Source organism: Methylovirgula sp. 4M-Z18, assembly GCF_037890675.1.
In the GTDB taxonomy this organism is placed as follows: domain Bacteria; phylum Pseudomonadota; class Alphaproteobacteria; order Rhizobiales; family Beijerinckiaceae; genus 4M-Z18.
Map to the genome: position 1 here is coordinate 1238879 of NZ_CP149574.1, position 23357 is coordinate 1262235.

19 protein-coding genes and 1 tRNA gene are annotated in these 23357 nt (G+C 59.7%); 7 read left to right on the forward strand and 13 right to left on the reverse strand.

All coding sequences use genetic code 11. The features are described from left to right. Nucleotides 1-108: 108 nt before the first annotated feature. From V9T28_RS05610 to efeB, 5 genes are read left to right on the forward strand one after another with little or no spacing between them, the layout of a single operon-like run. Entirely contained in the window at nucleotides 109-1071 is a 963-nt protein-coding gene (locus V9T28_RS05610) for an extracellular solute-binding protein (RefSeq protein ID WP_199500178.1), read from the forward strand. Beyond that, nucleotides 1071-2681 carry an ABC transporter permease gene (locus V9T28_RS05615; protein ID WP_116401561.1) on the forward strand — a complete coding sequence of 537 codons (1611 nt, stop codon included), beginning with the start codon at nucleotides 1071-1073 and terminating at the stop codon, nucleotides 2679-2681. The genes V9T28_RS05610 and V9T28_RS05615 overlap by 1 nt, the downstream gene beginning before the upstream one ends. A 2-nt stretch (nucleotides 2682-2683) precedes the next feature. Then, the gene (locus tag V9T28_RS05620) at nucleotides 2684-3778 is read left to right on the forward strand and encodes an ABC transporter ATP-binding protein (RefSeq protein WP_116401562.1); all 1095 of its coding nucleotides are present in this window, start codon (nucleotides 2684-2686) and stop codon (nucleotides 3776-3778) included. A gap of 5 nt (nucleotides 3779-3783) precedes the next feature. After that, nucleotides 3784-4917, forward strand: coding sequence for a hypothetical protein (locus tag V9T28_RS05625; protein ID WP_116401563.1), 1134 nt, complete (start codon nucleotides 3784-3786; stop codon nucleotides 4915-4917). After that, on the forward strand, nucleotides 4914-6212 hold the full coding sequence (gene efeB, locus V9T28_RS05630; protein ID WP_116401564.1) for an iron uptake transporter deferrochelatase/peroxidase subunit: 1299 nt from the start codon (nucleotides 4914-4916) through the stop codon (nucleotides 6210-6212). Before V9T28_RS05625 ends, efeB begins: the two co-directional genes overlap by 4 nt. A 65-nt stretch (nucleotides 6213-6277) precedes the next feature. Here the strand turns inward: efeB and V9T28_RS05635 are convergent, their stop codons facing one another. From V9T28_RS05635 to V9T28_RS05670, 8 genes are all read right to left on the reverse strand, one after another. Next, nucleotides 6278-7678 carry a sensor histidine kinase gene (locus V9T28_RS05635; RefSeq protein WP_199500179.1) on the reverse strand — a complete coding sequence of 467 codons (1401 nt, stop codon included), beginning with the start codon at nucleotides 7676-7678 and terminating at the stop codon, nucleotides 6278-6280. A gap of 26 nt (nucleotides 7679-7704) precedes the next feature. Further along, a complete protein-coding gene (locus tag V9T28_RS05640; RefSeq protein WP_116401566.1) occupies nucleotides 7705-8367 on the reverse strand; it encodes a response regulator transcription factor in 663 nt (220 codons plus the stop codon). A 29-nt stretch (nucleotides 8368-8396) separates the two neighbouring features. After that, entirely contained in the window at nucleotides 8397-8804 is a 408-nt protein-coding gene (locus V9T28_RS05645) for a histidine kinase (RefSeq protein WP_116401567.1), read from the reverse strand. Nucleotides 8805-8883: 79 nt separating this feature from the next. Further along, complete coding sequence (locus tag V9T28_RS05650; protein WP_245424139.1) at nucleotides 8884-9681, reverse strand: COG4705 family protein; 798 nt, start codon at nucleotides 9679-9681, stop codon at nucleotides 8884-8886. A 576-nt stretch (nucleotides 9682-10257) separates the two neighbouring features. After that, complete coding sequence (locus tag V9T28_RS05655) at nucleotides 10258-11448, reverse strand: DUF3734 domain-containing protein (protein WP_245424181.1); 1191 nt, start codon at nucleotides 11446-11448, stop codon at nucleotides 10258-10260. 130 nt (nucleotides 11449-11578) lie between these two features. Next, the gene (locus tag V9T28_RS05660; RefSeq protein WP_116401945.1) at nucleotides 11579-12043 is read right to left on the reverse strand and encodes a hypothetical protein; all 465 of its coding nucleotides are present in this window, start codon (nucleotides 12041-12043) and stop codon (nucleotides 11579-11581) included. Then, nucleotides 12040-15150 carry an efflux RND transporter permease subunit gene (locus tag V9T28_RS05665; protein WP_339071829.1) on the reverse strand — a complete coding sequence of 1037 codons (3111 nt, stop codon included), beginning with the start codon at nucleotides 15148-15150 and terminating at the stop codon, nucleotides 12040-12042. Before V9T28_RS05665 ends, V9T28_RS05660 begins: the two co-directional genes overlap by 4 nt. Continuing rightward, nucleotides 15147-16220, reverse strand: a complete 1074-nt coding sequence (locus V9T28_RS05670) for an efflux RND transporter periplasmic adaptor subunit (RefSeq protein WP_339071830.1) — start codon at nucleotides 16218-16220, stop codon at nucleotides 15147-15149. The genes V9T28_RS05665 and V9T28_RS05670 overlap by 4 nt, the downstream gene beginning before the upstream one ends. 109 nt (nucleotides 16221-16329) lie before the next feature. Here V9T28_RS05670 and V9T28_RS05675 point away from each other — a divergent pair, with 109 nt between their 5' ends. Further along, nucleotides 16330-16980: a TetR/AcrR family transcriptional regulator gene (locus V9T28_RS05675; protein WP_116402315.1), complete on the forward strand. Its 651-nt coding sequence runs from the start codon at nucleotides 16330-16332 to the stop codon at nucleotides 16978-16980. A 227-nt stretch (nucleotides 16981-17207) separates the two neighbouring features. Here V9T28_RS05675 and V9T28_RS05680 read toward each other — a convergent pair whose 3' ends face one another. The 4 genes from V9T28_RS05680 to V9T28_RS05695 all read right to left on the reverse strand — a co-directional run bounded on the left by V9T28_RS05680 (nucleotide 17208) and on the right by V9T28_RS05695 (nucleotide 21161). Beyond that, the gene (locus tag V9T28_RS05680) at nucleotides 17208-17354 is read right to left on the reverse strand and encodes a hypothetical protein (protein WP_158554881.1); all 147 of its coding nucleotides are present in this window, start codon (nucleotides 17352-17354) and stop codon (nucleotides 17208-17210) included. 1245 nt (nucleotides 17355-18599) lie between these two features. After that, nucleotides 18600-18675, reverse strand: a tRNA-Thr gene (locus tag V9T28_RS05685). A gap of 90 nt (nucleotides 18676-18765) precedes the next feature. Further along, nucleotides 18766-20442, reverse strand: coding sequence for an MFS transporter (locus tag V9T28_RS05690; RefSeq protein ID WP_245424207.1), 1677 nt, complete (start codon nucleotides 20440-20442; stop codon nucleotides 18766-18768). 116 nt (nucleotides 20443-20558) lie between these two features. Further along, nucleotides 20559-21161, reverse strand: coding sequence for a hypothetical protein (locus tag V9T28_RS05695; protein ID WP_147306499.1), 603 nt, complete (start codon nucleotides 21159-21161; stop codon nucleotides 20559-20561). A gap of 361 nt (nucleotides 21162-21522) precedes the next feature. Here V9T28_RS05695 and V9T28_RS05700 point away from each other — a divergent pair, with 361 nt between their 5' ends. Further along, nucleotides 21523-22320, forward strand: coding sequence for a DUF72 domain-containing protein (locus tag V9T28_RS05700; protein ID WP_116402320.1), 798 nt, complete (start codon nucleotides 21523-21525; stop codon nucleotides 22318-22320). 10 nt (nucleotides 22321-22330) lie between these two features. On the opposite strand, the gene V9T28_RS05705 is transcribed toward V9T28_RS05700, so the two are convergent. Further along, nucleotides 22331-23194 carry a TrmH family RNA methyltransferase gene (locus V9T28_RS05705; protein ID WP_116402322.1) on the reverse strand — a complete coding sequence of 288 codons (864 nt, stop codon included), beginning with the start codon at nucleotides 23192-23194 and terminating at the stop codon, nucleotides 22331-22333. Between the last annotated feature and the right edge of the window lie 163 nt (nucleotides 23195-23357).

Consider the following 23357-nt stretch of genomic DNA (forward strand, 5'->3'; position numbering starts at 1 on the left):
TGCGCCCATCACCAGCCCAGCGACCATTCACAGCAAGGACCTTCAATCATGCGACTTCTTTCCGCGTTTCGCGCGACTGTATCGACTGCCGCTCTCGGAATCTGTCTTGTGTCGGCGTCTACGAGCGCGTTCGCCGCTCCCGCACTGACCGTCTATGCCGCCCAGCACGAGCAAACGGTGGATCTCCTCACGAAGGCTTTCACCAAGGAAACTGGCATTGAGGTCAAGGTCCATGCAGGCGAGCCGCCGGAACTGGCGAGCCAGCTCGTGAAGGAAGGCGCGTCTTCGCCGGCTGATGTGTTCTTCACCGCCAATTCGCCGGAGCTTGAACTGCTTTCGGAAAAAGGCCTGCTCACCAAGGTCGATCCGCCGACGCTTGCCAAGGTGCCGGCCGACGATAGCGGTGCAGCAGGCGACTGGGTCGGTGTGCTCGCGCGCGAGGACATCCTCGCCTTCAACAAGGACATGATCCAGGAATCGGCGCTGCCCGCCTCGCTTCTCGATCTTGCGAAGCCTGAATGGAAGGGCAAGGTGGCCATCGCTCCGACCGACGCCGACTTCTTGCCGTTGGTCGGCGCGATCTCGGCTGTCAAAGGGCGTGCTGCAGCGCTCGACTGGCTCAAGGGCCTGCGCGAGAACGCGGTCATTTTCGACGACAACGAGGGCGTTGTGGCGGCAGTCGAGCGCGGTGCGGCTGCAACGGGGATCATCAACAACTATTACTGGCCGCGCCTGCGCATGGAGAAGGGGGCAGAATCGATGAAAAGCGCCATCCATCATTTCTCCGGCGGAGACGTTGGCGCGCTGATGAACGTGTCGGGCGCGGGCGTGCTGAAGTCTTCGCACAATCAAGCCGCGGCGCAAAAGTTCCTGGCCTTCCTGGTGAGCAAGCCGACGCAGGAAATGCTCGCCAAGCTCGACATCACCTTCGAATATCCGCTCGTTCCGGGCGTCGAAGCCAATCCGATCCTGAAGCCCGTCGGCGAATTGCAGCCGCCGAAGATCACGCTCAAGCAGATCGGCGACGATCATGACGCTGCCGTGCTGCTGCGCGAGGCGGGCTTGATCTGATGAGCGAGGCCGTCGCCGCAGCGCCGCCACGTACCGCATCGACGGCGCGCGGCCCGGTCCCCGTCGGGGACCGGGCGCCGTTCTCGCTTGTTTTCGTGGCCGTGCTCGTCGTGCTGGTCGTTCTGTCGCCGATCCTGTTCACGCTTTTGCAGTCGCTCGAAGTCAAAAGCGACGACGCGGTGACGCTGCTCTTTCGTCCGCTCGTCGGGCGACTGCTCGTCAATACGATCGGCCTCACTGTTGCGGCATCGCTGACGTGCGCAATTCTGGGCGCGACCGCCGCATGGCTCGTCGAGCGAACGGATCTGCCGGGGCGGCGTGTTTGGGCGGTGCTCGCGGCGGCGCCGATGGCGGTTCCCCCCTTCATTGCGAGTTATGCTTGGGTATCATTCAGCAACGCCTTGCAGGATTTCGCTGGTGCATTGCTTGTCGTGACCTGTGTCTATTATCCGCTTGTCTATCTTCCCGTCGCCGCCGCCCTGCGCGGCCTTGATCCGGCCTTGGAAGAAACGGCCTGGGCGTGCGGGCTCGGTCCTTGGCGCTGCTTCTTTCGCGTGACGTTGCCGCAATTGCGCCCGGCGCTTTACGGTGGCGTGTTGCTGGTCGCACTCGATACGCTCATCGAATTCGGTGCCTTTGCACTGTTGCGTTTCCGCACCTTCACGACCGAGCTTTACGCGCAGTACCGAACCGGATTCGACGGTCCCGAAGCCTCGCTTCTCGCGCTGGTCCTACTCGCTCTATGCCTCGTTCTTCTAGTCGCCGAATTGCATGTACGCGGACGCGCTCGATATGCGCGTGTCGGCTCGGGCACACGCCGCATTGCGGTGCCGGTGCAGCTTGGGTGGTTCAAATGGCCGGCGCTGATCGGATTTGCTGCTCTCGTGGTCGCCACGCTCGGCGTGCCGATCGGCATGGTCGTCTATTGGTTGCTGCAACACGCAGAGGCTGCAACCTCGCCCGCTGCGCCCTCGCTGCCGGCCATCGTCGATGCAACGCTCGCATCGATCGGCTATGGAGTGGCAGGCGCCGTTGTTGCGCTCGTCCTTGCCGCGCCGCTCGCCTATTTAAGCGATCGCTATCCCGGCCCACTTGCAACGTCGCTGGAGCGCGCGGCTTATCTCGCAATGGGCGCGCCGGGCATTGTCGTGGCGCTTGCCTTCGTCTCGCTCAGTGTCCAATTCCTTCGGCCGCTCTATCAAAGTGCCGCCCTTCTCGTGCTGGCCTACGCGATTCTGTTTTTGCCGTTGGCGCTTGTCGGCGTTCGCTCCGCCCTGGTTCAAGCGCCGCGTCGGCTCGAAGAAGCGGCGCGGTCGCTCGGCATCGGATGGATGGGCGTCGCACTGCGCGTTCTAGCTCCATTGATCGGCCCGGGCCTTGGCGGCAGTGCGGCGATGGTCTTTGTCTTTGTCGCCACGGAATTAAGCGCGACGCTTCTGCTCGCGCCGATCGGCACGCGCACGCTGGCGACCGAAGTCTGGCAGAATACGTCTGCTGTCGCCTTCGCCGCCGCCGCGCCGTTCGCGGCAATGATGCTGGCGATTTCCCTTGGTTCGGTTTGGCTCTTCGCACGCCGCTTTGGCGCGGCCGCCTTTCCCGAGGAAGGGTGACGATGGCGGATCTGCGGATTGTCGAGCTGGCACGGTCTTTCGCGGGGGCATCGATCCTGCGCGGGGTCGATCTCGACGTGGCTTCGGGCTCACTCATTGCAATCCTTGGCGCCTCGGGCAGCGGCAAGACGACTTTGCTGCGGCTGATCGCTGGCTTCGATCGCTCCGATTCAGGCCGGATTGAGATCGACGGCAAACTCGTGTCCGGGCCCGGTTCTCATCTGCCGCCGCAAGAACGGCGGATCGGCTATGTGGCGCAAGAAGGGGCGTTGTTCCCGCATCTCAGCGTTGGCGACAATGTCGCGTTCGGGTTGCCGCGCCGGGAGCGGCGCGATCGGATGCGCATCGAGGCATTGCTCGCCAGCGTGGGCCTTCCCGTCTCTTATGTCGATCGTGCACCGCATCAGCTCTCCGGCGGCGAGCAGCAACGGGTCGCGTTGGCGCGGGCGCTTGCACCAGAGCCGAAGCTTGTCTTGCTCGACGAGCCTTTCTCAGCGCTGGACGCCGCCTTGAGGAGCGAGACGCGGCAAGCGATCGCCGCCGCCTTGGCTGAAGCTGGCGCGACAGCGCTCCTGGTGACCCATGACCAAGCCGAGGCGTTGTCGATGGGCCAACAGGTCGCGGTGCTCCGCGATGGGCTCATCGTCCAGGCTGCGCGGCCTAGCGTTCTTTATAGTCAGCCTGCGGATGCTGCTCTGGCACAATTTGTCGGCGAAGCGGTGTTGCTGCCCGGGCGTGTCGAGAGCGGCATGGCGGTTTCAACGCTTGGGATCCTGGCTCTTGCAAATCCCGCATCGGATGGCCCGGCGCAAATCATGGTTCGGCCCGAGCAGATTCGGCTTTCATCCGCGGAAAGAGCCGGGTGCGTCGCTGCGCATGTCGTCTCCACCGTTTACTACGGCCAAGATGCGAGCGTCACATTGAAACTCGACGGAACTGGCCAAGAGGTGAAAGCGCGCACTGCCGGGTATGCCGTTCCACGTCCGCAATCGCAGGTCTGGCTTCAAGTCGAAGGCGCCGCGATGGCCTATCCCGCGCGCGGCGCGAAGTCTGAACCCGATTCCTCCAATACCGTGGTTTACAGCATCAAGGAGTAACAGGAATGTTGAATGCAGAACGGAGATTTGCTCGGTCTTGGCCCGTCGCGGGCGCGCTGGTGCTTCTTTGCTCATCGAGCGCTCTTGCCGGGCAACCGGCGAGCTTCCTCGATACCATCCACCACCAGACGACTTTAACCTCGACGGTGCCTGAGAACGGCGATCAAAACCCCTACGCAATTGTCGTTGCGCCCGTTTCGGCGGGGTCGGTGCAGAAAGATGACGTGCTCGTCACCAATTTTAACAACGATGGCAATTTGCAAGGCCTTGGCACGACCATCGTCAACTACAATCCGACGACCAAGAAGCTAACGACGTTCGCGACGGTTCCACGCAATCTCGCCGGTTGCCCTGGCGGTGTCGGCCTCTCGACCGCAATGACAATGCTGAAGTCCGGCTGGGTAATCGTTGGCAGCGCACCGAGCGCCGACGGCACGACCCGCACCAAAGGCGCGGGCTGCCTGATCGTTCTCGATTCGAGCGGCAAGGTCGCGAGCGTGATCGCCGACGATAAGATCAATGCGCCCTGGGGCAACATGGCGGTGATTGACGAGGGCACAAGCGCGACGTTGTTCGTCAGCAATGCCGGTTTCGACATCGGCTCTCCCGAAGGCGATCCGCGTGTCGTCAACGAGGCAACAGTGCTGCGTGTGAAGCTGTCGATCCCCGAAGGGAAGCCGCCGGCGGTCGCCGAAGAGACCGTCATCGCCAGCGGCTTCGGCGCACAGCCGAGCAAGGATGCGTTCCTGATCGGTCCGACCGGGCTCGCGCTCGGTTCGGACGGGACGCTCTACGTGTCGGACGCCGCCGGCAACCGCATTCAGGCGATCTGGGACGCCGCGGCCCGCGACCATAGCGCGGGCGTCGGCCGTACCGTGACCAAGGAAGGGATGCTGCAAAAGCCGCTGGCGATGACCGTTGCGCGCAACAACCATCTCATCGTCACGAATGCCCAGAACGGGCAGGTGGTCGAGATCGATCCGGTAAGCGGTGATCAGATCAAGGCGCGCTGGGTCGATCCCAACAAGGCGCAGAAGCCTCCGGGGTCGGGCGATCTCTTCGGCATCGCCATGACGCCGGCCGGCGACGGCTTCTATTTCGTCGAGGACGAAGCCAACACGCTGGTTCTGGCGAAATGAAGTGCCCGTTTCGAAATTCTGAGAGCGGGCCGACGCGGCGCGGCCTCCTCGCTGGCGCGGGGGGGCTCATCGCCGGGTTGAGCGCGGGCGGGGTCGCCCGCGCCGCGGCACCGGACAATGCAAGCGCGGCGCCGAGCCGCGAAGCCTTTTACGGCGCGCATCAAGCCGGTATCGCCACGCCACAGCAGGCACATACCTACTTTGTTTCCTTCGACCTCGTCGCCAAGACACGCGATGAGGTTGTCGCCATGTTGAAGGCTTGGACCGAGGCTGCCGCGCGCATGACCTCGGGCGAGACGGCACGCGCCCTTGGGCAAGACCTGTCTGCCGAAGCCGGGGATGGCGGATCGGTAATCGGTTTGGCGCCGGCACGGTTGACGCTCACGTTCGGGTTTGGCCCCGGCCTGTTCGTCAAGGACGGCGTCGATCGTTACGGGCTTGCGGCCAAGCGGCCGGCGGCTTTGGCGGATTTGCCGAAATTCAATGGCGATCAACTGATGCCGGCGCGTACCGGCGGCGACTTGAGTGTGCAGGCTTGCGCCGACGATCCGTTCGTCGCTTTCCACGCTATACGGGAGCTTGATCGCCTGGCCTATGGCACAGCCGAAATCCGTTGGATGCAAACGGGGTTCCAAGCCAATACGCCGGCTGGCGAAACGGGGCGCAATCTGATGGGCTTTGTTGACGGCACGAATAATCCACGCCAGCCGGGCACGAAGGCGACGGTGGAGAGCCCACGGGATTTCGACGATGTGGTCTGGGTCGGCGATGAAGGGCCAGATTGGATGCGTGGAGGCAGTTACGTCGTCGCCCGCCGGATCCGGATCTCGCTCGAACATTGGGACCGCACGGAGGTCGATTTCCAGGAGCAGGTGATCGGCCGCCACAAATATTCGGGCGCACCGCTTGGCAAGAACGAAGAGCGCGCACCGCTTGAGCTTGACCGCGCAGACGCCGACGGCAATCCAGTCGTTCCCGAGACGTCGCATGTCCGGCTTGGCGCGGCGGCGAGCAACGATGGCGCGCAAATGTTCCGCCGCGGCTATTCTTATAACGACGGCGTCGCTTTTACCGCCGAGCGTTGGCCGCCCTGGCGCCAAGGCATGCTCTATGACGCCGGCCTCTTGTTCGTGGCCTATCAGCGCGATCCTAGAACGGCCTTCGTCAAGGTCTTCGAGCCCATGGCCAAGCTCGACGCGCTGAACCAGTTCACGACGCACACAGGTAGTGGCTTATTTGCCTGCCCGGCGGGCGTTCGTGAGGGCGAGTTCATCGGGCAGCGGCTATTCGCGTAGCCGCGCTTACGCCCAGCCCCGACGCTAACACATGTCGATCTTCACCTCGTCACAACCGCTTCCGGTCATTTCGACAGAGGCTGTCCGTCCGAGTCTTGGATGAAAGGTTGTTGTTGCGACCCAATCAACCTGTTTCCGAGAACTTCGGACGGACGCGCTCGCGTCGGCGGCATGGCAACAGGATGAAAAACCGCCTTCGGAAAGACGACCATTGCCCGTAACCCGCCCGCGGGCGAAGCGTCCAGGGATACGTCAATGCCGATCCGCTCGGCGATCGCTTTGACGATGGAAAGCCCCAGACCCGAGCCGACTTCATCGTGCCCAAGCCGACGGTAAAAAGGATCAAACACGCGCACGCGATCATCCGGTGGAATACCCGGACCATTATCGTCCACATATACGACGGCGCCGTCCGGCACCAATGCGACGGCGATATCCACACGCCCTTGCGCAGGCGTATAGCGCACTGCATTCTCGATTAGATTTTTCAACACGAGGAGCAAGTCGACCTCGTTCGCCCGTACAGATATGTCGTCTTGCGTCACGAGGCCAATATCAATCTCTTTCCCTTCCGCGAGCGGCAGCACATCTTCGAGAACGCGCCGGAAGACATGAGTCAGCGATACATGCTGAGCCTCGCCACCCTCTCCCTGTGCCCGCGCCAATGCGAGCAGTTGATCGAGCAAGGCACGCGTCCGCGCAATTCCGCGCCGGAGCGTCGTCAGGCGTATACGCGCCTCTGCGGAAAGGTCGGCGCCCCCTAAGCGTTCTGCCTGCAAGGAGAGCGCAGTCAGCGGAGAGCGCAATTCGTGCGCGGCATCAGCGAGAAATCGCCGCTGCGCTCTCATTGACTCGGCCGCACGGCTCAGCAAATGCCGGATGGCAAGGACTAAGGGCTGTACCTCCGAGGGCACGGAATCGGTGCGAATTTCCTTCCAATCCTGTTCCGAGCGCTTCTCGAAATCGGCGGCCATGTTTCGGAGCGGACGCAGCATGGTGCGCACGGTCGAGGCCGCTAGCAGCGGCAGAATCAAAACCAGTAGCAGCAGGGGCGCTACGGTACGCAGGGCGCTATTTTGCGCGTTTTCGTCACGCACCGCAGTCTGCTGACCAACTGCGACGCGCTGATTGTTGTCGCGAGTCAGCACGAAGAGACGCCAGCGCGCGTCGCCGATCATGAGTGTGTGCAGTCCGTCGCGTAGATTTGCGGGCAAGTCGCGTGCTTCGGCCTGGGGCTTCCACCCCTCCGTTGCCTGCGCGGTAAGCACGATGATACGCGATTCCGGATCGGAGGTCGGCACATCTTCTGGGGCTGCCGGGGAGTTGGCGAAATATTGTCGATGGACGAGCGACGCCACTTGGCGAAGCTGATCGTCTTGCAATTCGATCGCTTCGTCGAAGGCTGAAAAAAAGGAAAACACGCCCGCCACGATGGCCAAGATGACCGTTGCCAGCGACAGCCACACCGAAAGTCGGAATTGAAGCGATCGCCTCAAGATATTTTGGGAACCATCCATCCCATGCCTCGGACATTTTTAATCGCATCGGTTCCAAGCTTCTTGCGCAAAGAATGAATCAAGAATTCGACCGCATTGCTCTCCACTTCCTCGCCCCACCCGTAGATGCGATCCTCCAGTTCGCTTCGCGACAGGATCGCCCCTGGCCGCATCAGCAAGGCTCGAAGCAGGGCGAACTCCCGTGCGGTCAGGCGCACGCAGTTCCCGTCGCACGTTGCCTCTCGCGTGACCGGATCGAGCGCCAGATACCCGTTTGTCAGGATTGCCGCTGCCGTTCCCGTCCCGCGCCGGATAAGCGCGCGCATACGTGCCAGCAACTCGCCCAAATCGAACGGCTTGACGACGTAGTCGTCGGCACCGTTGTCAAGACCAAGAATGCGATCCTCGATCCCATCGCGCGCCGTCGTCACCAACACGGGCGTTTGATTGCCGCCGGAACGAAGCGCGCGAAGAATGGCAATGCCATCGACTTTAGGTAGGCCAAGATCGAGCAGGACGATGTCGTAATGATGGCCCCCGATCGCAAGGATCGCCGACTCGCCATCGCGCACCCAGTCGACCGCATAGCTGGCGTCTTTCAGCGCGCTCGCGACCGCGTCGCCAATCATGCGATCGTCTTCGACGAGGAGTGCGCGCATCGAGGATGTCTCCGCGGGTCCTGACCCAGCTACGATTTTCCCACCATCTGATCCATCACCACGAGAAGTTCAGCCAGCGATTGTTTGCAGGTTGACGCATCGGGCTTATCCGCTCGCAAGGCCTCGAGCGCTTTGTCGATAGCCTTGTCCACGATGTGCCAGTCCGCCGACGCGCGTGGCTTCAATCCAGCTTCAGCGTCGTCCCAGGCAATTTCGAGGTCTTTGATGCGCGTTGTTGCGCCGGCGAAGTCGCCACTGTCAACCAGCGCTGCGGTGTCCGCCACGATCTTGCGAAAGGCGGATAAATCCCCAAGCTTCGAGACTGCCGCGGCAACTGGCGTGCTGGCAAATATTGCGGGGGCAACCGGCGCCGCCAGAACGGCAATACAAAGAGCTGAGGCAAGGAGCTTTGGTTGTGCGGAAGAGAAAAAGCGCATGGGGATCCCTTTCTGAATCAGATATATATATTACATGGGTTGAGCGACATTCAGGTGCCGTCAAGATTATCGCGGCACTTTAGGCGTTTCCGGGTTCTTCCTGTCTCACTTGTGTCGGGCCGGCGTTGATGCTCAACGTCGCCACGAGAAGAATGATGACGGCTAGGAAAGCGAGGCTGGTATAAATCGTTCCGAAGCCCAAACCGCCATATTCGCGCGCCTGAGAAAGGAGATCGCCCAGCGAGGCGCCGAGCGGTCTCGTCAGGATATATGCCAACCAGAAGGTCAGAACGGCGTTTCCACCCATATAATAGGCGAGCGTGATGAGCGCGATAAGGGCGCCAAAAGCGAGGACGCCAAGATTGAAGCCAAGGCTCAAGGCTTCCGTGGCAAGATCGCCCGCCGCGGTGCCGAGCGCGAATGTGAAGAGAATAGCGGTCCAGTAAAATAGTTCACGTCGCGCCGTGACAATCGAGTGCACCGACAAGGTGCGCTCACGTGAATACCAAATCGCGAATGTGGCTGCGAGAATCGCTGCGAACCCGAACGTGCTGACGTAAAGGCTTATATCGAGCTTATCGGTGAGAAAATCGGTCAACTGAGTTCCTACGACGCTGATCAAGACGACGGTCAGCCAATAGATTGCGGGGATATAACGCTGAGCCGACAGCTGCCACGCGAGCGCGAGAAGCAGCAGAGATACCGTGATCGCCGTCGTGACACCCGTGCCCAGCCCGACATGGACGGCGAGATAATCGGCGCCAGTCTCGCCGACCGTGGTCGACATGATTTTGATGATCCAGAAAATCAGCGCGACCTCTGGAACCTTGTTGAGCAAGGGGTGCCCGCCGCGTTCGATTGGATGTGCAAGAGTCACAAAATCTCTCCAGCGTAAAGGAGTGGAATTGGTGGCGAGACGTAATCGTGGAAGGCTTAGATGAGCCTTAGCACTGTTGCTGCTTTTTTGAGCAGTGACCCGCTATTAGGTTTCGTGGACAAAGGTTTTTGGTAGAGGCACGTCATCGACGAGATGCAGTCCTTGCAAGACCGCTCCAGGGCCAATGGAAAGGGCTCTGCGGGCCGTCTCTCCATCGGCTTTTTCAAATCTCAGTCGTCTCCGAAATTTCGCCGCGACCGTTCCGGCGGCGTTATCCAGATGTGAAGCCGGAACTGGAGGAACGCCTGTTCGTCGACATTCTCGGTGGCGTTCGCGTCGGAGACATCGCCATCGTTCTTCGCGGTAGCATCAACGGGCGAACTTGGATCCAGAACGTCCCGACACAGGGCCGCCCTGCACGAACGCCAATGTTCTTGTGCGTCACCTGCCGGAGGGCGGTGCGATGTTTTTAAACGTCCTTGTTGCCGGTCAACTGATCGGCGTGGCGGTGACGGCGACACTGGAAGCCGTCCCTGCCACCGCCTCCTCGATCGGGCGATGCACATCCATCGACCACTATTCGCGGCCGTGCTCCGCGACATCGAACATGAAGACGCCGTCGAGGCTGCGCGGCCGTTCGAGCACTTGGGGATGCCTCAGCGTGCGGACGGTGTCGTAATAGCCTGCCCGCCAGTGATCCTCCATGCTTCGGCGCGAGAACTCGTAGTCTTTGGAGTCGCCTTCATACTCTTTCGATCGATAAATGAGTTGGATAAGATTCCAGGTCTTGGGCTGGGACGCTGCGCGCAAAATCTCCACTTCGGAACTCGCCGCCAATTCCTCCGGCAATTTCTCGATGAGTCTCGAGAGGGCGTTCCGCAAAACCTGTATTTCCCGGAAGCGATCGGATTCGGCGCGGGTCCGGCTTGAATATTGGATTTCTTTCAGCCGCGTCGGCACTTGCGCCATATTGCGCGGCAGCTCGCCGCTAGACGACCAGAGATCGACCTGGAATGCGAGTGTATCGCGTTCCGGTTGGTTTTCGACCACCCAACGCAGCGGCGTGTTCGAGATCAGGCCGCCATCCCAGTAGTGCTCGCCGTCGATCTCGATCGCGGGAAATCCGGGTGGCAGCGCACCGCTCGCCATCACATGCTCAGGGCGGATTCGGTGCGTCGTGGAGTCGAAATTGACGAAGTTACCCGTGTGCACATTGACGGCACCAACACTCAAGCGCATGTCATCACCGTTGATGCGGTCGAAATCGACGAGCCGCTCCAACGTTGTTCTGAGTGGGCGCGTGTCGTAATAACTCGTGGCCTCAATCGAGCCATGTGGCCATAACCAAGAGATCATCGGGCGCGGCTCGAAGAACCCTGATGCGCCCATAGACAAGGCTTGGCCCGCGCTCCACCGGTTGAGCATGGCGCGAGCAGCGTCGCCCTTGAGCAGCGCCGTGAGATCGGTGTCATATCCCAACGGCCCGGGCGAGGTGACGAGCTCCCAGAATTGCCTAAGCTTCGCGACGCGTTCATGAGGCGGATTGCCGGCAATAATGGCGGCGTTTATGGCCCCGATTGAAATGCCGGCGGTCCAGTCGGGGTGGAGTCCCGCCTCGACAAGGGCTTCATAGACGCCTCCCTGATAGGCGCCTAGCGCGCCGCCGCCTTGTAGCAACAGGGCAATGCATTCGAAGGGCGGACGTCTCGCCGGCCGTTGCATCAACTTAAGTGGGCGGTGCTTCTCGAGCTGAACATCGTCAAGCATGATGAACTCCTATCATTGTCTCTCTACGCCAAATACCAGTCGGCAGCGTGAATTGTCGCTGGATTCCCTATCGCACTTTCCGAGATATGCGGCTTGAATGCGCGTCGGCTTCGAGCCAAGCGCGCTCGACTCACATCACAGTTCGACGCACGTTGTCCAAGTCCGCTCTGCCGACGAGGCTGAATTCTAAAAGTGGGTCGGGATCGAGCCTTTGAGACAATGACTCTTTCGCGAGTTGCCGAAGCTCGATGCTAGGTTTCAAAGAAATCTCGACAATGATCCTGACAACCGCCTCTGCCGTGGCAACAACATTGGGCGAAGCAAAGAACCGCATTCGGTTAATGAGCCCGATCAAATGTTGCTCATCGCCCGTCAACTCGATCCCGTCACGTGTGTAGGCGCGCAAAAGCAAATTCGACGCATGGAATACGAAATCGGCGTACACCGCCTCTCTTTTCGCCACCTCACCAGCAACCCGCTGAAGACGGTCTTGGCTGCGTTGCGTGTAGATGGCGGCGATGAGCGAGGTGCCACCGCCGATGAGAGCACCGACGAGCGCCGAGACCGGACTCAAAAGGGCTGGATCGATATTCATGTCGCTTCCACCGAGTGTCCTTGCGAAAAATCCGCATTGACTTGCTGAAGCCCTTCGGCGCGCACCTGTGGATCAGGTCGCTTGATCCGGAACCAGGTTATGTAGAGCGCCGGAAGGAAGACGAGGGTCAGAAGCGTCGCAGCTGCGAGGCCGCCCATGATCGCATAAGCCATCGGTCCCCAAAAAATAGTCGGAGCGATCGGGATCATCCCGAGAATGGCCGCAGCTGCCGTCAGCAAGATCGGGCGGAACCGACGGGTTGTCGCTTCAACCACTGCGTCCCATGGATGGCGCCCATGGGCTTTCTCCTTTTCGATTTGATCGATCAGGATCACCGAATTACGTGCGATCATGCCTGTGAGTGCCAGCACGCCAAGCAGCGCCACGAACCCTAATGGTTTGTCGGACAATAGAAGCGCCGCAACCACCCCAATGATCCCGAGAGGAGCCACGCTGAGCACTAGGAACAGGCGATTGAACCCCTGGAGTTGAAGCATCAATACCGTGAGCATGAGCATGAACATCAGCGGCATAACGACGATGACCGACGTCTGCGCCTTGTTGCTTTCCTCAACGCTCCCGCCAACGTCGATATGATAGCCACTCGGCAGGCTGGCGCTCAGCTGCGCGATCTTCGGTTCCAAATCCTGCACTACGGTCGCAGCCTGAATCCCCGGCATGAGATCCGCCTGCACGGTGACGGTGGGGCGCCGGTCACGCTGCCAAACGATGGGATATTCCTGGCCGTAATCGACCGAGGCAATTTGACTCAAAGGAATAGTCCGCCCGTTCGGCAGCGGCACTTGAAGCGTCCGAATAGTCGTTAGCGACATACGCTGCTCCGCCGAAGCCCGCGCCAACACATCAACAAGATAGATGCCGCTACGCACTTGGGTGGCAGTCGTGCCAGACATGACAGTGTTGAGCGCTTGGGCTAGATCCTGCGAGCTTAGTCCTAGAAGGCGAACTTGATCCTGGTCCACCCGGATTCTGACGGTCCGCGCCGGATCCATCCAGTTGTAGTTAACATTTTTCGCGTTGGGGTTGGACCCGACCAACTGTGCCACCTTGAACGCGATCGTACGCACTTCGTCCGCTTGTGGTCCCTCCACCCGATATTGGATCGGCCATCCGACGGGCGGTCCAAGTTCAAGCGGATAGACACGCCCTACGACATTGGGGAACTGCTCCGCCAGCGCCTTTTCCAGCTTGGCTTTTACGCGCTCGCGCTGCTCAAGCCCCTTGGTGACGATCACCGCCTGGGCGAATGAGTCGTTTGGCAATTGAACATTGAGTGGTAGGTAGAACCGGACGGACCCCTGGCCGATATTCGTGCTCCAATGGTCGATGTCTTTGTCGCCCGTCAAAATCTTGTCGAAGTGGGTCGAAAGATTGCGGGTTGCATAGATCGACGCATTTTCCGGAAGCTGCAAATCCACGAGCAATTCGGGCCGGTCAGATGGCGGGAAAAACTGTTGCGGAACGAGGCGCATGCCATAGAGGGCCGTGCCAAAGAGGCTGAGCGTGATGAGCAGCGTCATCCAACGCGCACGCATAGCGAGGACCAGCAAGGCGCGGAACCTGCGCATGATCGGGCCTGGTTCTTCGGAGTGCGTCACTTTGGGCTTCTTAAGAATCCAAGTGCCCAGCAATGGCGCAAAGATGACTGCAACGATCCAAGACGCGAGCAAGGCGATGGCCACCACAGCGAAAATCGAAAATGTGTACTCGCCTGCGCCGCTGCGCGCGAAACCGATGGGCACGAAGCCTGTAACCGTAACGAGCGTGCCGGTAAGCATCGGAAAAGCTGTGGATGTATAGGCAAAGGTCGCGGCATGCTCTTTGTCATCACCTTGCTCCAGCCTTGTAACCATGGTCTCGACGGTGATCATGGCATCATCGACTAAAAGGCCGAGAGCGATGATAAGCGCGCCGAGCGAGATGCGCTGAAGATCAATGCCAACCAAACTCATCACGACGAAAACCGCCGCAAGAACGAGGGGAATTGACAAGGCGACTACGGCGCCCGCGCGCAGGCCAAGGCTGACCAAACTCACGCAAAGAACGATGGCAACCGCCTCCCAAAGAGCCTCCATGAAATCGGCCACCGCATTTGCGACCGTCACGGGTTGATTGGCAATGAGCGTGGGCTCGATCCCGACGGGGAGATTTGCGGTAATATCCGTCATGGTCTTTGCAACACTGTGGCCGAGAGCCAAGATGTCGCCGCCCTTACTCATGGCAATCGCCAGCCCAATCGCGTCGTGTCCGTTGACGCGGAACATCGGTTGAGCGGGGTCAGCGGGGCCGCGCGTCACATGGGCGATGTCACCTAGGCGAATGATGCGACCATTCGCGACAAAATTAACGCTGAGAATGTCCTGCTCGGAGCGGAACGCGCCAGACACACGCACGAGAATCTTCTCGTCGTCCGTTTGCACCACACCAGCGGGCGTCACCGAGTTTTGGGCCTGCAAAGCAGCCAGCAGCGCCGAGCGCTGAATGCCTAAGCCCGCCAATTGCTCGGCCGAGAATTCTACATAGATGCGTTCGTCCTGGGCCCCGAGAACATCGATTTTCGAAATATTTGGCAATTGCAGCAGCCGCTTGCGGACGTCTTCCACATAGTCTTTCAACTCGCGGTGGGTGAATCCGTCTGCAGTGAAGCCATAGACGATGCCATAGGTATCGCCGAACTCGTCATTGAAGCCTGGGCCGATGATCCCACTCGGCAGTGTGCCGCGGATATCGCCAACCTTCTTGCGCACCTGATACCAGATGTCCGGGACCTGAGCCGAGGGCGTCGAGTCCTTCAAGTTGACAAAAATGGTGGCCTTGCCTGGAGACGTATAACTCTTCACATAATCAAGGCTGGGCGTTTCCTGAAGCTTGCGCTCCACACGATCTGTGATCTGCTCCAGCATATCGCTGACCGTTGCTCCCGGCCATTCGACCTGTACAACCATCGTCTTAATGGTGAAGTCCGGGTCCTCGCTCCGTCCGAGCCGGAAATAAGATCCGATGCCCGCGATCGCAATGATCAGCATGAAATAGGTGACGAGGGAGCGATGCCGGATTGCCCAATCGGAGAGGTTGAAGTTCGTCATTGGTTGTCTCCCAACAGGCGAACCTTTTGGCCAGGGAACAAAGTCTGAATGCCAGCTGTGACGACAAATTCACCATTTTCCAGCCCCTGCGAAATGACGAGGGAAGCCGGATCGTAACGTAGAACCACCACATTACGTAGAGACACTGTCTGGCTTTTCGGATCGACCACCCAGACTGCCGGGTGTCCATTGGCCTCGGTAAGAGCACTCGCCGGCACTTCTACGCCGGCAGGCGCGGATAATTTTATGCGGCCCGTAACGGTTGCGCCCAAGCGCAGGGTTTCTGGCGGGTTAGTGATGCCAACCTTGATCTGGAATGTCCGAGTCGCCGCATCAGCCTCAGGCGCAACTTCCCGCACACGACCGGTCGCTCTCACTTGCGGGTCCTGCGTCAGCGCGATCTCGACGGCTGGGTCGCGCGGCCCGGTCCGGATGAGTTCTTCGGGGACGTCGAACACGGCATCGAGTCCACCTTGACGCGCAAGTTGAACAACCATTTGCCCGGCATGGACGACTTCGCCTGGTTCGGCACCAACCGCCGTCACCGAACCGGGAGCATCAGCCGACAGAACAGCATAACCTAATTGATTCTGTGCATTATTCTCCTGTGCCTGTGCTGAGTCGACTTGCGCCTGGGTGCTGGCAAGGCTTTCTTGGGCTGCCTCGAATTGAGCATGGGACGCCCATTCATCCTTCACGCCCTGCTGCACACGTGCAAAATTGAGCCGCGCTTGGGTCAGTTGCGCATTGGCCGACGTGAGAGTCGCTTGCGCCGAACGCAGCGCATTTTCCTGGTTCTCGGGATCAAGCTTGGCGACGATCTGACCAACTGTCAGCACATCGCCGACATGCACCGGTCGCTCGATCATGCGACCATCAAGGCGAAAGGCGAGGCTGACTTGATCCTTTGCGCGAATCTGCCCGATCAGCGAGACGGTCTCGCCTTCGGCACGCCGTTCGATCGTCACTGTACGGACCGGTCGCGCTTCAGGCGGCGAAGGTTGATCCTCATGACAGCCTGCGAGGGTTAAGGCGAGCAGGGCAATGGCTGTAATCTTGCGTTTAATCATAGAATGGCACTCCTATGGCAGAAGAACGACCGGCGAGGCGATTGCTCCTTGCTCTGAATTACACTTTGTAGTATAACTAATTGCACTAGAGAGTGCAAGTGGAGTTTTTATGGCAATTCACAGCGGTTCAACCCAAATCGCCTCGACCACCCGGCGCAGCGGGTCACGAGAGGCCATAGTGGACGCGGCCCAGCGCCTGTTCTTGGAACGCGGTTTCGGTGCGGTAAGCATGGATGAGCTGGCCGAAGCCGCAGGCGTGGCACGGCGCACGCTCTATAATCAGTTCGCAAACAAGGAGGAGATTTTCCGGGAGATGCTTTTGCGGGTGTCACGCCAGCTTGAGAGCGCTTTCCCACCCGGAGTCGAGACTCAGGGTGGCGTTGAAGAGGTTCTGCGTCTCATCGCGCGTGTGATCTTGGATTTACATAAGAGCCTAGAATATCTCGGATTCCTCCGCATGGTTGTTGCGGACTCGCGTCAATTTCCCTGGATTGCCGAAGAGTTGGCAGTCGTTATGAACCCTCAAACGGAGCGACTTGTACGCTTCCTCGCCCATCTGACATCCTTGGGTGTCCTAAACTGCCGTAACCCGACCTTAGCGGCCCATCAGTTCATGGGCGCGCTGAACGATCTGTCTTTATGGCCGTGGATGCTTGGTCGCCCCCGCCTCCCTGTTCCGGACGACGAGGTGATCGAAGAGACGGTCCAGATGTTCCTGAAGTACTACCGGTCGGCCCCGATCAAGGAATCGCGATCGTGACGGTACGACATGATCTCGGAGGCTTTTTTGCCGTGCGCCGGCTCGCCAAACCGTAGGTGCGCGCGGGCAGGCGGGCAATTGAGCTCGTAGTGCTCGGTCCGTTCGGCACCCACCATCTGCGTCGGCTCCAAGAGTGCCTCATAGGCACTTAACTTCCTCTTGGTCCACCGGATTGTCAAATCGCATTGAAACGGCTCCCCCTTTTCGCTTTGAATGTTGGCTCTTCTCTATTCGGCCGGTTCGTTGGGCAGCCGCACATATTCCCGGACCGTCGTGCCGGACGTGCCGTCGATCTCGGCCAGCACGTGCCCGGCCGTGTCATACATCAGACTGGCGATGCCGGACGGCGTGACATTCCACTCCTGGGCTAGCATTGCAACTTTCCTCTCTTCTAAATTGGAGGGCTTTGCGCTGCTCCAGCGTTAGCTGCGGCCGCGGCTATACCCCATAATATCGGCACGATGCTCTAGCCCTGACACTATGGCTAATTCAGCAGTCCGTGGGGCCTTCCTTGGGGCTTTTTTGACATGCAGGGCCAGCGGCAGTTCGCCCATTGTTCAGGCCGTAGGATGGCTCACTATTTATTCTTGGCCGGCGGTCTGAGCCGTAGTCTCAAGGCGGCAGCCGCGGCGGAACAATCGACCTGTTTTCCTGCCTCGGGGGTTGACGGTGATCGTTTCGGCTGAACGCGGCGCCGCTCCTTCATTTTCTCTATTTCAGCAAGCGATGTCATGTCCTTTCCCGCAACGCGCCAAACGGTCAGATTTCCGCGTTGCGCTTCGCGCCTGAGACTGTAGCGGGATATGGAGCCGTCGGGGAATGCAAGGCTCGCCGCCACATCCAAACGAAGAGGCGTGTCATTGTTGATATCGGTTCGCTTGGGCCAAAGGGCTGGCAATGTCGTCTCCTCATATGGGCATGAAAGCGCACGTTCTCGCAGTTCCTATTCTCACTCCCTCGCGCCCCCGACTGCTTGAGGGCAGCACGTCCAGGCACGTACATGGCAGCGAATCTTAATTGGTACTCGTCGCTCTGCAGGTCAGGCGACCATGGGGCGGCTCGCAAAAGCAAGGGGCGACCAAGCCCAGCCAAAAGATCCGCGCGGCCTTGTGCAGCGACAGCTTGGCGTGTGGGTCCTTCCCCGACCGACCGTGTGTTGTGCCGCGTCGGCAGTCCGCCAGCGCGCTAGGTGATTCTGATGTCTTTAGTCCTGACACCGTTGACACTTTTTGCGAAATTCGGCTCCGAGCCGCCCTTGGGAGCTGACACCTCGCTCCCCATGCGCTTTGCGCATAGCATTTTGCGCGAAAAGGGCATCTGTGGCGGCTGGCTTCAAAACGACGTATTTGAGCCTGATCGGGTTGGACGACACTTCGGACGATAAGGGCGATACCGGACGATAGGCTTGGACGACAAACCTGTTTGAAATCAATGGCTGGGCGCTACGGACGATACTTCCCTCTTTCAATCTAAAATTAAATAGGACAAGGGCCGGCCTTGGGCGGCGTGCCGCTGAAATGCCGAGGGGAATGGGGTTCCGGCTGCTTACATATTGCTTACACGGGAAGAAAGGAGTGTTCGTCGGAACTTGAAATTTTCGCGTAAGTCATTGAAATCATTGGTGCCGATTGCGGGACTCGAACTCGCGACCTACTGATTACAAATCAGTTGCTCTACCAACTGAGCTAAATCGGCTTGATGGGCGTTGAGCTAGCAAGACATGCCGGCCGAGGCAAGGAGAAAATTGGCCCCTCATCGCGGAATTGGATGAGGGGCCTGCGCGCGTCAGTCTTGGGCGTAGATGTCGCGATCCTTGGTTTCGGGTAAGAAAATCAAGCCGATCACAAAGGTCGCCGCCGCCACGATCACTGGATACCAAAGACCGGCAAAAATATTACCCGTCGCAGCCACAATCGCAAAAGCCACAGGAGGCAGAAAGCCGCCAAACCAGCCATTGCCGATATGATAGGGCAAAGACATGCCGGAATAACGAATGCGGGTCGGGAACAGTTCCACCAGCAAGGCGGCGATGGGGCCGTAGACCATGGTGACGTAAATCACCAGGATAAACAGCAGCCCGGTGACGGCGAGGGCGCGGCCATTGGTGAAAATGTCAAACAGGCTGTTGAGTTTCACGATATCGGGATCGTTGGCCTTGGGATAGCCCGCATCCTGCGCCGCAGCCACCACGGCCTTGGCGAAGTCCTTGTCCACAGGCACATCCTTATCATTCACCGTGACTTTGGTGTCCGAACCCGCTGCACCAGCGGCCAGATCATATTTGATCGAGGCGGTCGCGAGCGTGCGGCGAGCGATGTCACAAGGCGCAGTGAAAACCCGCACATTGACCGGATCGAACACATTGCCACAGGTGGCCGGATCGGCGGTGATGGTCACTTTCACCAGATCGGGCGCTGCCATGAGTTTTGGATTGGACAAAGTGGCGATCTGCCCGAAGATGGTGAAATAGGTCAAGGCGGCGAGAACGCAGCCACCTAGAACGATGATCTTGCGGCCGATGCGATCCGATAGGCCGCCGAAAAACACGAAGAACGGCGTGCCCACCAGCAACGACAAAGCGATCATGATGTTTGCGGTTGTGCCGTCGACTTTGAGCGTTTGGGTCAGGAAAAACAGGGCGTAGAATTGTCCAGCATACCAAACAACCGCCTGTCCCGCGGTGCCGCCGAGCAAGGCGATGAGCGCGACCTTGGCGTTGCTCCAGCGGCCAAAAGCCTCGGTGAGCGGGGCTTTGGAGCCTGTGCCCTCTTGCTTCATTTTCAGGAAAGCAGGCGACTCATTCAATTGCAGGCGAATCCAGACGGACACTCCGAGCAAAATGGCCGAGACCAGGAAAGGAACACGCCAGCCACCCCAGTATTCGCCGGGTTTGCCGGCAAATTCCTCTGCGCTCATGTTGAGCCGCAGCGACAGGATGACGATTAAGGACAGGAACAATCCGAACGTCGCAGTGGTTTGAATCCAGGACGTATAATAGCCGCGCCGGTCTGCTGGAGCATGTTCCGCGACGTAAGTGGCCGCACCGCCGTATTCCCCACCCAGCGCCAAACCTTGCAACAAGCGGCAGCTGATGAAGGCGACGGGGGCCGATAAGCCGATTGCCGCATAACCGGGCAACAGACCGACGATGAACGTGGAAAGGCCCATGATCAGCATGGTGATGAGAAATGTATATTTACGGCCGATCAAATCACCCAAGCGGCCAAAGAACAGCGCGCCGAAGGGACGCACGGCAAAGCCCGCCGCAAAGCTCAAGAGGGTGAAGATGAAACCTGATGTCGGGTTTACGCCCGAGAAAAAAGTGGCGTTGATATTCGCGGCCAATGATCCGGCGAGGTAGAAATCATACCATTCAAACACCGTTCCGAGCGAGGAGGCCAAAATCACCTTCCGCTCTTCACCGGTCATCGGTCGCATCACTGCACCAGCGCTAACAGCCATCACATACCTCCCCAGGCACTTGTTTATTTGTGAACAAGATAACTTGAAAAACTCAGATCGTCGATGGGGAAGTCGACGCGTGGCAAATCATGCTTTGGTCGTGCATCAGCGGCCGCTCAAAGGAAAAAGCCGGGCCAAGGCATATACTTGCTTTTATAGATCGCGGAACAATAATGCGTGCTGATTGCGGCGGTCGGCATAATATTCGCCAAGGTAAACTCGCTGAAATCAATCTCACGATCAAATTTTGCGCCTTCAAGCATATTCGGGTCGCACGGATCCTGATCGCTCGGGTTGGCGATGAGCGCGCAGCGATAGAAGGCGCCGCAATCGCGCGACAGGAGGAGCAGCGGCCGCGTGTCGTCGAAGCGGTAGATGCTGGCGATCGGTCTGATCAGGGCCGTCTTGCCGTGCTCGATTCGTGCCCAGGTCCCGGCCAATTGCGGCACGAAGATCAGAGCCAAGAAAAACGCTGTGGCCGCGACAATGAGAGCGCGCACGATTCGCCGCGAGACCGAGAGACCGCCCTCGAGCAGGCCCACGAGGAAATAGAGCAATAGTCCGAACGCCAGAAGATTGAGCAGCGGATAGATCAGAACGCCCGCCCGGCCGACGGGAAAGATTCCGAACATTTGCCACAGCAGGAGGAAGACGACCGCGCATTGTTCGCGCCAACTTGCTTCCACCATTTGGAATTGACGCGCTTCTGTCCTGTTCATGCCGATCACCCAGGCAGACGTCGCTGCGGAGGCATTAGAGCATTTTGCCGAAAAGTTGCGCGACTTTTCGGTTAGGAACCGCAGGTCCGCGTAGCGAAAATGCGATAAAACAAAGATGTAGAGCAATTTTGCGATTCTGAAAGAACGCAAAATGCTCTCGCGCTGCTGCAACCATCCCTTGCAAAGCGATATTTTCACCGGGGAGCGTTACCCAGGCCGGGACTTTGCGGGCGAGGGCGCATTGACGAATGAGAACAAACCGTGTCTATTTACTTGGGGCGCAAGCCAGGCTGCCCCGTTCCGAGATGGCGCGGAGGTTTTTGCCCTCGAACGGGAGCATTCAGTGAACGGGGAGCGACGTATGGCGCAGCAAGGCAGGATCTACGTCGGAATCGGCGGCTGGACCTACGAGCCCTGGCGGGGCGCGTTCTATCCGGCGAAATGGCCGATCAAGCGCGAACTCGAATATGCGGCCGGCAAGCTGACCTCGATCGAGGTGAACGGCACGTATTATGGCGCGCAGAAACCCGAAACCTTTGCCAAATGGGCGGCCGAGACGCCCGACGATTTCGTATTTTCGCTCAAGGCGCCGCGTTTTGCCACCAATCGGCGCGTGCTTGCCGAAGCGGGGGCGACAATCGAGCGCTTCTTTGCCAGCGGCCTCAATGAGCTTGGGCCCAAGCTCGGGCCGATCAATTGGCAATTCATGGCGACGAAGAAGTTCGATCCGTTGGATTTCGAGGATTTTCTCAAGCTGCTCCCTGAAAAGCTCGGCAAGCGGCCTTTGCGCCACGTGGTCGAGGTGCGGCACGAAAGCTTCTGCAACAGCGATTTCATTGCTCTTGTCCGCAAATATAGCGTCGGTGTCGTGATCGCGGCAGATTCCGAATATCCGCAGATCGGCGATATCAGCGCGCCTTTCGTCTATGCGCGCATCATGGGTACGAAAGAGGGGGAAAAGCACGGCTATCCTGCGAAAGCCCTCGATCAATGGGCAGAGCGGGCGAAAGCTTGGGCAGCCGGATCGGCGCCGAAGGACATCAAGACCTTTGCCGCCGCTGCAAAGCCGGCGCCGCGCGACGTCTATCTTTACGTTATCAGCGGCCACAAGGTGCTGAATCCCGCTGCGGCGCAAGGCTTGATCGAACGTGTGAAATAGCGCTGCAACTTCACATTTCGCCAAGCCGCGCCAAGGTGAGGGTGAGCGCGACCGCGCAGGCGTTGGAGACGTTCAGGCTCTTGATCTTGCCGGGCACGTCGAGCCGTGCCAGCACGTCGCAGCGCTCGCGGGTCAAATGGCGCAAGCCTTTGCCTTCCGCGCCAAGCACCAGGGCCAGCGGCCGGGACAGGACGGTCTGTTCGAGCGGCGCTGGCCCCTCCGAATCAAGTCCCACCACCTGATAGCCCTGATCCTGCAGTTCGGTCAGGGCACGGGCGAGGTTGGTGACGGCGCAGATCGCCACATGTTCGAGGCCGCCCGAGGCGCTCTTGGCCAAAACGCCGGCGAGTTCGGGCGAATGGCGCTCGGTGGTGACGAGCGCATCGACATTGAAGGCGGCGGCCGTGCGGATGATCGCGCCGACATTGTGCGGGTCGGTCACCTGGTCCAGTACCAGCACGAGGCCTTTTTCGGGCACCTCCGAAATGTCGATGGGCTCGAGATGGCGTGCTTCCAGCAACAATCCTTGGTGAACCGCATCGGTGGGCACGCGGGCGGCGAGTTCCTCGGCGCTGACAATGCGCGGCTGCAAGTGGCGCGCCGCGATTTCCGGCGCAAGCCGCTCGGCCGCGGCGGCCGTCGCCCAGAGCGTGACGAGCTTTCGCCGTTCGGAGCGCAGGGCTTCGCGGACCGGGTGGTAGCCCCAGAGCAGGGCGATGTCCGGGCCGGCGGTGGGCCGTAGCTTGGGCCCGCGCCCGTCCTTGCCGCCGACTTTCTGCCCAGGGCGCGAGACATTGCGCCCTGAGTCAGGCCGCCGCGGCGCGCCACCGGACGTATTGGTCCTCTCGCGGTGATGGGGTGGTCGCTTGGCCAAGCTGCTTCCTTTCCTTCGGGATTCGCCGTCAGCCTTCCCACGTTCGTCGCTATTTCGCAAACAAAAGAGATTAAGATCGGGGATTTTACGGGTAGGAGAGTTTGAAGGGGTTGACACGGGCGCGAGGCTTAGAGATAAGCGCCCCCGACCTGTCGATCCCGCT